Here is an 11,579-nt window from a genome sequence, read left to right as displayed (position 1 = left end):
GACGACGTAGCCCTCATGCCATACTCGGGACATTGACGTTGTCGGTACGGCAGCGGCGGCGCCACCATGGACCCGGTGGCCCGAAGCCACGCGAGCGGCCGCCGATAGTGGCCTGAACATTGTATTGGTCCAGTTATGCTCAGCCGAGTGCGATGGTCACTGAGGCAGTCGCCGCCGTCCTCGTGACCGCCGCAGGCATGTACTGGCGGGCCGTCGCCACTTCGCCTGCTAGGAGCGGCCGTTGTGTCCCGGACGTTCGATGCCTCTCAGATCGATTCCCAGGCGCTTCGACAGCGCTTCAGCCGAGCGCAAGACGTCTTCCGAGGGACTTCCTTCTAGGAGTGCAGCCGCGTACTGCAATGCCTGAGCACGAAGCACTTCGGCAGCCGAAGCGGCCTCGTCGGCGTGGGAGGCGAGCCGAAGCGCCAGGGCTTGGGCTCGCTCGTCGAGGTCGCCCCTGAATCGGCCGAGTTGCGCTTCGTACGGGTGATGCTCGGCGTAGGCCGACTTGCTGGAGCCAGGAAGGGGTGCAGTGCCGGTCATCCAGGCGTTGAACCGACTGGGTGAGACCTGCACCCCGGGTGCCGGCTGGATCTCTTCATCGCTGTCGGTTGGCATCGTCTGCAGCGCAAGCGGAGACACGCCGAGGGCCGCGGCAATGGCGAAGAGCGTGTCGACGTGGAGTTTGGTGCGGCCGGAGACCAGGTTCCAGAGCCGGTTGTCGCTGATGACGAAGCCGTGCTCGAGGAGGCGCTGGGCGAGCGCTGAGATCGAGAGGCCCTGGCTCTCGGAGATGGTGCGAATGCGTCGGAGGACGATGTCCGACGGCGTGAGCGGCCCTGGAGTCGCTGAGTCTGATTTCGGGCGTGCCATCTGGGGTCCTGTCGTTTTTGCGAAACGTCTGTCGGTCATCGTAGCGGCGGGCGCACCATCAATGCAGGTAAGCGGACAGGTTCGAAGCGATCCTGTCGAAACTGCGAGATTTGGAGGCGTCATGCAGCGTCGAACCTTGACCAGGAAGCCGCCGCGATTCAGCGCGAACCGCATGTGGCGGCGTGAGGAAATCGAAGCGCTCGGCACCACGTGCCCGCTCATGACGGCGGCGGACATCCTCAGCATCAGCCGCAACACCGCGTACGAGCACGCGAGTGCCGGGACGTTCCCCGTGAAGGTCCTCAAGCTCGGCGGCCGGTGCCGAGTGGTGGTCGAGGAACTCCTCGACTTGCTCTACGGCGGCGACGATCGAGCGGAGGTCGAGCGGTGAGCTGCCGACGAGAAATCTGGGAGGAGCTGAGCCCCGAATTGCCGTACGAGGCGCCCGAGGAGATCACGCTGGAAGAGGCGGTGGGTGATCCCGAGGAGTTCATGGCGGTCTGGGAGGAGCTCGGCGAGCTCGGAGACCGAGTTTCCCTGGCAGAGTTCACAGGCCGCTGGATGCGGCTCGGCGAGCACGCTGCACAGCTCCGGGCCTCGTGTTTGACCGCCGGCCTCGGCGAGCGCCTGACCGAGCGGATGATCTCGGGATTCCTCGAGGAGCTCGCGCCCCGGTGGGGGGAGCCGGAATGCCGGTGATCAACGCGACCATCCCGGTCGGCCGTGCTGGGCGTACCACGACGGCCGGGTCAGGACGAGAAGCTGATCCCGCGCTCGGCAAAGTACGAGAGCGGATCGGTCGCGTCCGCGCTGGAAGCATCGTGGGTGGTGTGCGCCTCGAGGTGGAGATGAGGGCCGGAACTGTTGCCGGAGCTGCCGACGTAGCCGATGATGTCGCCGGCCTCGACGGCGTCGCCGACTTTGAAGAGCGGTTCGCTCACCATGTGGCAGTACCTCGTCAAAGTCCCGTCAGGATGCGCGATCTGCATGTACCAGCCGCAGCCCCGCACCTCGGGGGAACCGTCGATGTCGCACGAGTAGTCGGCGCCGTAGAGGGTCGCGTTGCAGCGGACCCGGTTGACGGCGCCATCGCTGGCGGCATAGATCGGGATTCCCTTGTCGGCCCACAGGTCGATGCCGTCGTGTTCGGGCCGGTCACTAGAGCGGTACTCGGAGACGAGCGGTGCACCCGGGAGCGGGTTGGTCCAGGCGCCTTCAGGCAGGTCGGCCGATTCGCAGTTGACGATTGTCGCGAGCAGGTCGACGGCGAGCCGGGCGAGCGGCTCCCACTTGGCATAGGCGTCGGGGAAGGCGCTGATCTGGACTGCTTGAGCGGCGTCGGTGACAGCCATGCCCTCCCAGTCGCCGATGGTCTCGAGCTTGTCGTAGAACTTGGTGGAGGCGTAGACCGGATCCTGGATCTGTTCGGGCGTGCCCCATCCCGAGGACGGGCGCTGCTGGAACAGACCGAGGGAGTCGTGGTCGTTCGCCTCGCCCAGGTGGCCGAGATTCCGAAGGTTCGACTCCTGCATCGCCGTCGCCAGGGCGATGACCATCGCCTGTTCGGGGAGGCCGCGCTCGGCGCCGACGGAGTAGATCGTGATGGCGTTCTGGATCTGTTCATCGGAGAGCTGGGTCGCCTCGATCAAGGCCGCCGACCCTTCGGCCTCGGTGCGGCAGGTGTAGAACCCGCCGTCGACCAATTCGGGAGCGCTGGCCGCCGCGGTGAGGACGATGAGTCCGAGGGCGGCGACGAACGGCAGGGCCAACAATGCGGCCAGCGGGGCGCGAGCGTTCATATGGGGTACCGGGATCGTCGGGGACGGGGGAGCGGACTGCGTGGAACTCGACCGAGCAACACGCAATACGGCGCTCCAATATAGGCGGCCTCCATGATTGACCGTCAATACCGACGGATGCCATTTTGCAATTCTGCTACTTGAAACAGTTTCCGGTGAATGGTATTTGAGACTATAAGTTACCGGCTGGTACTAGATGGGTCATGAGTACGCGGGATGGTCGTTCGGTGACTGAGGGATCGATTAGTTCGAAACCTCTCAATCAGGAACAACTGGTCATTTTAAATCGTATCTAGGCACGAGCAGAGTGTAACGTGTCCATCATGGGTACCGCTTGACCTGCTGATTTGATGTCACAAGATGGTAACGATCGTTTTCTCACCGTTGTCACTTGCTGTGACGGCCGCTACGTTAGTCCACCAGCAGGCGTCTTGCGGATCGATGCAAACGTCAATGCGAATTCCGGGTTTGATGTTCATGTGTCAGGCCTTGTTATTGCAATCGCCCCAACCCAGGAGTGCCTCTTATGGACCTCACCACTGCGATTTCGACCGTCAATGGAACGGCCGATCTTCTCGCTCTCGTCCCCAACCCCGCACCGGTAGACCCGACCGGCGGATCGGAGGGTGTCAGCTTCCTGATCTCATCGGCGAAGTACATCGTCCTCATCATCTGCGGCATCATCGGAGTCGTTGCGGGCGCGCTGATTGCGATCGGCGGCGCGAGCAAGCGCCCCGACACCGCAGATCTCGGCAAGAAAGCCCTCCTTTGCTCCTTCGTCGGCATCGTCGTGGCCGGAGTCTGGATCGTCGTCACCAACACGACCTGGTCCTTCGTCGCCTGAGCAGGAGCAGAACCTATGGGACGCAATGCCTTCCTCGCCCGATCACGTTGGGGCGGCCGAATCGCCCTGCCGCTGGCACTACTGCTGGCGCTCGGACTAGCCGGAGTCCTCGCTCTGGCTGCACTGAAATCCAGCGGCGAAAGCGACCCGTCAACTGGAGGCGAAGCTCCTGCAACCGCAGAGCCCAGCGCCGAATCGAGTCCGGTAGTACCGGATGAAGATGTGCCGCAAGTGCTCGTGCTGGACACCGTCGGGACCGAGCTGGTCTCGGGGATGTGGACCGGTTTCGACCACGACCTCACCGGTGCGGTCTCGGCCGGCGTCGAGTACTGGTCGGCCTACTCAGGCAACCTCGACCCGGGCCGCGGCGAGGAGCTCGGAGCGTCGATCTTTTCCGAGTCGATGCTCGCCGAGTTCGACACCGAGGGCTTGCGGGCCAAGGCACTCGATTCACGCGAATCCCTCGGCATCCCTGCCGAAGGCGAGGTCCCCGAAGGAACTGACCTGATCGTCGCGTTCTCGAACTACCAGACCTACGGGTACGAGGCGGACCGTGTGAATCTCCTGCTGCTGGGCGAGGCGACCGTCTATGTCGACGACGGCGTCCCGCAGACGTCTCCGGTACTCGCCCCGCTGGTCATGGTTTGGGAAGGCGGCGACTGGAAGATCGATGGCTTCCCCTTCGGCGACCTCGACTACCAATCGCTCGTGGCCGAGCCCGGATCGCTCGAGGCCACAGAACTCGGCTGGTTCCGCCTCACCCGCTGACCCGTCCCGCCACGAACCGCACCCCACCTCCAGGAGCACTCCGATGTGCGATGACTTCGACCCCACCTCAGTCTCCGACTACGTCGTCTGCAGCCCTGTCAACGAATGGGCGATCGACCAACTGGCATCGAACGCCGCCGACGAAGCCGGCGATGCGGTCGGCAGCTCAATCGGCAGCACCGTGATGGGCGACCTCGCCCGCGACGCCGCCGCCGGGATGATGCAGATGATGGAGTGGTTCGCCAACGCCTTCGTCGAGTTCCCGAACATCGACCTCGCAGGCGGCGGCATCTCCAAGGTCTACGCCATCAGCATGGGTATCGCCGCCATCGTCTCGGTCTTCATCATGTTCATCCAGGTCATCCGGACCGCTGTGACCGCAGAAGGCCGACCAATAGCCGAAGCTGTTGTGGGCCTGGGCAAAGCACTCCTGGCCGTCGTGACGACGCTGACCATCGGCTCGATGGCGCTCGTCGCCTCGGACGAACTCGCCAGCGGCATCATCGATTACACCTTTGAGGACGGCGACGCCGAGCTCCGCGATAAGCTCGCCGCGTTGTTCGCCTTCGGCGCCAGCCCGGAGCTGGCGGTCACGCTGGTCTTCCTCATTTCTCTCGCGGGCATCGCGCTGCTGTTCGTGCTCTGGGGCGAGTTGATCTTGCGCAATGCGGCCATCGCCGTGCTGATCGCCACCAGCCCGATCGCCGCGGTCGGCCAGATGTCCCACACCACCAAGCAGTGGTGGAACAAGTTGGTGAGCGCCACTATCCAGCTCATCATCATGAAGCCGCTGATCGCGATCATCTTCGCCGTGGGCTTCTCGCTCATCGGTGAGACCGAAACGGAAGACGGCACCGGCGCGACCGACATCGCCACCCTCCTCAGCGGCATGCTCGTCATCCTGCTCGCCGCTCTCGCCTGGCCTGCGCTCGCGCGATTCATGACCTTCACCTCCACCCACGTCGGCGGCGGTTCGGGCCTGGCGGCGGTTGCCGGGGCCGGCGCCGGATTCCTGAGCGCGCAGACTGCTCCCGCAATGGGCGGGAGCGCCAGCTCGCTCCAGTTCGGACAAGGAGCAGAGGCCCGCACGATGGCGGCTGTCGGGGGTCGAATGGCGATGGCCGGCAACAAGAGCGGAGCGATCGGCGGCGGTGCGATGAAGGCAGCCGGGGCGGCGGGGCCGTGGGTTGCCGGTGCCGCGATGGCGATGCGCGCGGTACAGCGGGGCGCGAACTCACTGACTCAGCGGATGGAGCAGACCGCGGCCCGCGCCGGCATCGAAGGCGCCAACCCGTACGCGCTCCCGGGTGGCTATCCCGGGTACCACCAGCCGGTCCCGCGGCCGCCGGGTCCGGACACGAACGGCGAGCCGCGGCCTGGTCACGGAGCACCGCAGGCGGCACCGCCGCCCCCGGACCACGGCAACCCGAGTAGCCCGACTCCGCCACCGCCGATCCAGCCACCGCCCCCCAAACCCACCGACCAAGGAGGTAACCGATGAGCGAGCAGACGAAGCCCGAAGTGCGCACCTACTTCGGCTGGCAAGTTGAGCGCGTGGCCTTCATGTTCGGCATGTCCGGACCGCGCGTGCTCATGCTCGGCGCCGCCTCGCTGCTCGCGGTGTGGCCCTTCACGGTCGCCGACCTTCTCTTCGGCGTCATCGTCTGGCCGATCGCCGCGATCACCATCGGACTGGCGTTCTTCCGGGTTCGCGGACGCACAGCTGACGAATGGATCAGCGGATACGTCTCCTACCAACTCGGGAAGCGGCGCGACCTCCACAAGTTCGCCTCCGGCGCGCTCGCTCCCGACGCGAGCCCGATCATCGACACCGCCGACCTCGAAACCGAAGCGGCAGAAGAGGAAGCTGCATCGGACGCGGAGCCGATCACCGCCCAGCACGGGCACGGCCCGGGACGGAAGCGCAAGCGCGCCGACCTGCCCGGCGTCCTGGCGCCGATCGAGATCCTCGAGGACGAGTTCCCCGACGGGACGCCGATCGCCATCGTCCATCACCGGATCGACAAGACCTTCACCGCGGTCGCCCGCATCACCTACCCCGGGCTCGGGCTGGTCGACACCGACCGGCGCGAGCAGCGCGTCGCCGGATGGGGCGGCCTCCTGGCCGGACTCTGCACCGAAGGCAACCCGATCATCCGCGTCCAGGCGTTCCAGCGACTCCTCCCCGAATCCGGTGCGGCACTCCGCCGTTGGCACCTCGACCACGTCGATGCCGAAGCACCGGAGGTTACGCAGGCCATCACCGAGGGTCTGCTGTCGACGGCAACGCTGGCTACTTCCAGCCGGGAATCGTTCCTGGCCTTCACCATGGACGCGCGCCGCGCGGCCTCGGCGATCCGCTCGGCCGGCGGCGGAACCCGAGCCGCTTCGACGGTGCTTGCCCGCCACGTCATCTCGCTGACCGCGTCGATCGGCGGTGCCGATCTCGCCGTGCAGTCGTGGCTTCAGCCGCGGGAGCTCGCCGAAGTCGTCCGCTCGGCGTTCACCCCCAACATGGCGCGCTCGCTCGCCGAGCGCCGCGAAGCCGCCGACATGGGCGGCTTGGAAGCCGGGATCGATCCGGTCCTGGCGCGGCCGGCCTCGGCCGAGGCCCGACCCGGATACTACCTGCACGACGGGTCGGCCTCGATCACGTACTGGGTGTACGACTGGCCGCGCTCGCGCACATACTCCACCGTGCTCGCGCCCCTGCTGGGCGAAGGTCAGCATCGGCGCACGTTCTCCATGCACCACGAGCCGCTCGGCCCGCGCAAGGCCGAGAAGGAGGTCATGAAGGAGCGCACGGCCCGCTCGGTCGCGGTGCGGATGCGCCAGCGGACCGGCCAGATCGTGCCCGAGCACGAACAGGCCGCCCTCGACCGCGCCGCGCAGCAGGATGTCGAGCGCGCCAACGGCCACGGTCTGGTCCGGTTCACAGGACTCATCACCGTCACGGTCACCGACTTCGATGACAACAGCGAAGCCTCGCACCGCGAACTCGAGGACGCCGCTGCCGCGCTCGAAGCGGACGCGGCTGCTGCCCGCATCGAAGTCGACCGGATGTGGAACACCCAGGACATCGGCTTCGCCATGTCCGCCCTGCCGTTGGGCTACGGCCTGCCGAAGGCCCGGTGGTCGCAGTGATGAAGCAGGCCCTCGAACGCCGACGCGAGGCCAAGGCCGCACAGCATCTCCCGCATGCGGACCTCGGCGATCTCCTCGCGCCCCCAACCGAACCCGAAGCGCCAGCACCACAGCGGAAGCGCCGCGAGCGCCCCGAACCGATCCCTCCCCGGCGGGGCTTCGCCAAACCGTTCAACGGTCGCGCGCCGCGCATCCCGAACCTGCCCGCGTTCCGTTCCTCGACCGGGCAGGTCCAGGGACTCTACCCATGGCTGTACGGGAAATCGCTGCCGCCGGTCGGCGCGTACATGGGCGTCGACTGCTTGACCGGCGGCGCCTTCTCCTGCCACCCGATCGAATGGCTCCACCACGGCCTCATCACCAACCCGAACCTCCTGATCACCGGCGTGCCGGGGTCGGGGAAGTCGGCGACCATCAAGGGCCTGGCGTTGCGCCTGCTCACGTACGGCGTGAAGACGTTCGTGCTGGGCGACATCAAAAATGAGTACGCCAAGGTCGCCCGCGCGCTCGGTGTCGAACCGGTCGAGCTCGGACCAGGGCTCCCGACCCGGCTCAACCCGCTCGACTCCGGACCCCTCGGCCAGCACCTCCCGACCGACCCGATCGAGCTCCGTGATCGGCTCGCCGAGATCCACCGCCGCCGCATCACCCTGCTCTCCTCCCTTCTGGAAGTCCGGCTCGATCGCAAGCTCGACCCGACCGAGGAGGCCGCGCTCGCGTACGCCATCAAGGACATCTCTGGCGAGCACGACGGCAACTCCCACCTCGTCGACCCGACCATCCCCGAGGTCTGGGCCGTGCTCCGCGACCCCCACCCCGTCATGGTCGAAGAGTTGCGTGCCGACTCGGTCAAGGAACTGCGCGAGCGCATCCGGCCTGCGGCCGACGCGCTCGGCAACATGGTCCAAGGCAGTCTCTCGGGCCTCTTCGACGGCCCCACCACAGTGCGATTGGACTTCGACGCCCCGATTCAAACGGTGAACCTCGAACGGATGAAGGGTCGCGGTGACGAGACCGTCGCCATGACCCTCGCGTGCGCATCGAGCTGGGGCCAGACCGCCATCGACGACCCGAACGGCCCGGTCCGCCTGGTCATCCGCGACGAACTCTGGCGCGCCATGCGCATCCCAGCGATGGTGCGCAAGCTCGACGCCGACCTGCGGCTGTCGCGATCCAACGGCACCATCGAAGTCCTCTCGACGCACCGGCTCTCGGACTTCGAGGCCGTCGGCGCAGCCGGCAGCGAAGAGGTCGCCATCGCCAAGGGCCTCATCAGCTCCTGCGACGTCCGCATCTGCCTCGCCCAGGACACCGCCCCGCTCGCGATGACCCGCGACGCCATCGGCCTGACCGACACCGAATGCCAGCACATCGCCTCCTGGACCGGCCAGCACAAAGGACGCGCCATCTGGAAAATCGGCCGCTCCTCCTCCCACGTCGTCCAGATGATGCTTACCCCCATCGAGCAAGAACTCACCTGGACCAACGAGCGCATGTCCTTGTAGGACAACGGAACCCTTGACATGAGTACCAGCACCGGCAGCACCACCTCGGGCAGCGACACGATCTTCCTCGCCTGCGCCTACATCGTCATCGGCCTCCTCGCCGGCGTCTGGCTGACCGCCCAGCTTGCGGCCTTGCTCTTCTCCTGGACGTGGATCAGTGTCGGCGTCGAGGAGACGGTGCAAGCCGCGTTCGCGCTGCCCGCCACCATCACCGACCCGGCTCAGGCATGGCCGGCCGACATCCGCGGCCACCTGCCCGGCCCCGTCGGCTTCGCCGTCGCCGCGGTCCTGGCGTTCGCGGCGATCATCGCCGCCGGTGTCGGCCTCATCAAGCTGTTCGCCGGTATCGGCGAAGCCAAGGGCTTCGCGACCAGCGCCCAACTCGACCGCGCCCTCTCCCACCGGGCCGCCTTGAAGAAAGCGAAGCGGCTCCGCCCTGGGTTGAACGGCCGCATGGATATCAGCGAAGTCGCCGTCGACCTCGGCCGCACTGTCGGCATGGGCGCCAAGCGCCTCGCCGCCAGCATCGAGAACTCGATCCTCGTCCTCGCCGCGCCCCGACAGGGCAAGACCAGCCAGGTCATCATCCCGTGGCTGCGGCGCTGGCCCGGTCCGGCGCTGACCACCTCTATCCGACGGGACGTCGTCCTTGCCACGCACGAGCTCCGCCGCAAGATCGGCCCCGTGGCCGTCCTCGACGTCTCCGACACGGAATGGCCCTACCCGCTCCGGTGGAGTCCCGTGGCCGGGTGTGAGGACTACGACCGGGCTCGCCGGAGGGCGAACGTCATGGTCACCGTCGGCGGCGACGGCGCTTCCGATTCCAAGAACTCCGGCTACTTCCGCAACAACGCCGTCAACCTGCTTGCCGCATGGCTGCACATCGCCGCCCTCGAAGGCCGCACGATGGACGACGTCGTCCGCTGGGCACTAGACCCCCGCGACGACGAGCCGATCACCCTGCTGCGTGCCAACCCCGGCGCGGTCACCGGCGTGGCGGGCAACCTCTTCTCCCTCTACACCGGGGACTCCGACTCCAAGGGCGACCTGTTCAACACCGTCCAGACCGCCATCACCCCGCTCCTGTCCGCCAAGGCGCGCCGTCTGTTCTCATGCCACCCCAACGAGTCGATCGACATCGAGCAGTTCCTGCGCGACTTGGGCACCATGTACCTGCTCGCCCCCGCGATGCAGACCAGCGAGCTCGCTCCGATCATCAACGCCCTGGTCGACGAGGTCAACGAAGTCGCCCTCCGCCTCGCCGACCAGTCCACCGCCGAACGCCTCGACCCGCCACTCGGAGAATTCCTCGACGAGGTCGGCAACGTCATCGCCCTCGAAAACCTCCCGGCCCTCATGTCGTACTCGGCCGGGTCGGGCATCTTCATCGTCGCGGTGCTCCAAGAGATCGCCGCCGCCCGCAAACGCTGGGGCCGGGACGGCGCTGACATGCTCTGGGGCGCCTCCACCCTCAAGATCGCGCTCGCCGGCCTCGCGGGGGAGGAGTCCAAGTGGTTCGCCGACCTCGCCGGGACCTGGCGCGAGCAGGTCGTCAACGAGCAGCACGGCCCGAACGGCACTTCGCGGTCCCGGGCCGAGCACGAGCGCTCGACGATCACTGCCGCCGAGGTCCGCACTCTCGACGCCGAACGCGGCGAGGCCCTGATCGTCCACGCCTCCACCCCGGCAGTGAAGACCTACATGCGGCGCCACTACCAATCGCGCGAGGCCAAAGCGTACGAACGATCGGCCGAGGAGACCAAGCGGATGCTCGGCCGTGGCGCGCCCGTCGCCGAACCGGTCGGCGCCGCGGCCTGGGAGCGCCCTGGCCATGCGACCGAACGAAGGGACTGGCGATGACCGAGCCTGCACACCCGAAGCGGCCCACGACACCGACCGTGCGCCGCGGCCGCAGTGCTGCCAAGGACGAGGGCGGAGGCTCGCAAGGCGGTGGCGCAGGTGTCCTCGCCATCAAAGGGCGCCTGATCGAATGGCACGCCATGACCGACCAGCAGCGCAGTGCCGCGTGGGCGGGCCTGGTCGAGTGGGTCGCCTGGCTCCACGACCGCTACGAGCTGTCGATCCAATCCCGGCTCCCCGAATGCTGGCCCCAGCACCCGGGGATCATCGAAGAGCTCTGGGCGCTGAAGATGTGGCGCGAAGCCCTCTACACCACCGACACCCAGACCGGCGTCCTCACCGGCCACGAAGCCGGCGGCCTCGCCCAGCACGCCCGCTACTGGCACACCGACCTGCGCAACCTCTTCACCCAGATCACCTTCTACGCCGAACGCTGCGCCGCCGAACACGGCGGCGGCCGACGCCTCGCCGACCGCTCCAAGACCGACCTCAAAGCCCAATGGCTCACCGCCGACCCCACCTGCGGCATCCCCGCACCGGCTACGAGCACTGCCGCCGTGGCACCGGATCGGGCACCGCGCCTCGCCGCCGGGGACATGCACCGCCGCCTGGAACTCGGCACCGCCCGCGGACTCGACGGCCCCGACAGCGACCACGTCCACTCCTTCGGTGACTGGTGGACCCGCGACATCGAGACCCGGGACTGGGTCAAGATCACCGACGCCGAGATGCGCCGCCGCCTCGACAACCTCGCCGCCGCCGAGATCACCGAGTAAGGAACGAACC

11 protein-coding genes are annotated in these 11,579 nt (G+C 67.2%); 9 read left to right on the top strand and 2 right to left on the bottom strand.

The annotated features are described in order from the left end of the window. Positions 1-228: 228 nt before the first annotated feature. Positions 229-873 (bottom strand): helix-turn-helix domain-containing protein, encoded by a 645-nt coding sequence (locus J5V16_RS07995; RefSeq protein WP_208495541.1) that lies wholly within the window; start codon positions 871-873, stop codon positions 229-231. 121 nt (positions 874-994) lie between these two features. On the opposite strand from J5V16_RS07995, the gene J5V16_RS07990 reads away from it, so the two are divergent. Further along, positions 995-1,264 (top strand): helix-turn-helix transcriptional regulator, encoded by a 270-nt coding sequence (locus J5V16_RS07990; protein WP_208495540.1) that lies wholly within the window; start codon positions 995-997, stop codon positions 1,262-1,264. 38 nt (positions 1,265-1,302) lie between these two features. Beyond that, complete coding sequence (locus J5V16_RS07985) at positions 1,303-1,572, top strand: hypothetical protein (protein WP_208495539.1); 270 nt, start codon at positions 1,303-1,305, stop codon at positions 1,570-1,572. A 50-nt stretch (positions 1,573-1,622) separates the two neighbouring features. Here the strand turns inward: J5V16_RS07985 and J5V16_RS07980 are convergent, their stop codons facing one another. After that, entirely contained in the window at positions 1,623-2,672 is a 1,050-nt protein-coding gene (locus tag J5V16_RS07980) for a M23 family metallopeptidase (RefSeq protein ID WP_208495538.1), read from the bottom strand. 526 nt (positions 2,673-3,198) lie between these two features. On the opposite strand from J5V16_RS07980, the gene J5V16_RS07975 reads away from it, so the two are divergent. From J5V16_RS07975 to J5V16_RS07945, 7 genes are all read left to right on the top strand, one after another. Beyond that, the gene (locus J5V16_RS07975) at positions 3,199-3,516 is read left to right on the top strand and encodes a hypothetical protein (protein ID WP_208495537.1); all 318 of its coding nucleotides are present in this window, start codon (positions 3,199-3,201) and stop codon (positions 3,514-3,516) included. Between the two features lie 222 nt (positions 3,517-3,738). Beyond that, positions 3,739-4,284 carry a hypothetical protein gene (locus tag J5V16_RS07970; protein WP_208495536.1) on the top strand — a complete coding sequence of 182 codons (546 nt, stop codon included), beginning with the start codon at positions 3,739-3,741 and terminating at the stop codon, positions 4,282-4,284. Between the two features lie 43 nt (positions 4,285-4,327). Continuing rightward, positions 4,328-5,785 (top strand): hypothetical protein, encoded by a 1,458-nt coding sequence (locus tag J5V16_RS07965; RefSeq protein WP_208495535.1) that lies wholly within the window; start codon positions 4,328-4,330, stop codon positions 5,783-5,785. Beyond that, on the top strand, positions 5,782-7,428 hold the full coding sequence (locus tag J5V16_RS07960; RefSeq protein ID WP_208495534.1) for an SCO6880 family protein: 1,647 nt from the start codon (positions 5,782-5,784) through the stop codon (positions 7,426-7,428). Before J5V16_RS07965 ends, J5V16_RS07960 begins: the two co-directional genes overlap by 4 nt. Then, on the top strand, positions 7,428-8,933 hold the full coding sequence (locus J5V16_RS07955; protein WP_208495662.1) for a VirB4 family type IV secretion system protein: 1,506 nt from the start codon (positions 7,428-7,430) through the stop codon (positions 8,931-8,933). Before J5V16_RS07960 ends, J5V16_RS07955 begins: the two co-directional genes overlap by 1 nt. Positions 8,934-8,951: 18 nt before the next feature. Next, on the top strand, positions 8,952-10,793 hold the full coding sequence (locus J5V16_RS07950; protein ID WP_208495533.1) for a type IV secretory system conjugative DNA transfer family protein: 1,842 nt from the start codon (positions 8,952-8,954) through the stop codon (positions 10,791-10,793). Continuing rightward, a complete protein-coding gene (locus J5V16_RS07945; protein WP_208495532.1) occupies positions 10,790-11,569 on the top strand; it encodes a hypothetical protein in 780 nt (259 codons plus the stop codon). The genes J5V16_RS07950 and J5V16_RS07945 overlap by 4 nt, the downstream gene beginning before the upstream one ends. The last annotated feature ends 10 nt before the right edge of the window (positions 11,570-11,579 follow it).

It is taken from the genome of Glycomyces niveus (assembly GCF_017592475.1).
Lineage (GTDB): Bacteria > Actinomycetota > Actinomycetes > Mycobacteriales > Micromonosporaceae > Glycomyces > Glycomyces niveus.
The sequence above is the reverse complement of the archived record's forward strand: the minus strand, read 5'-3'. Positions and strand labels throughout refer to the sequence as shown.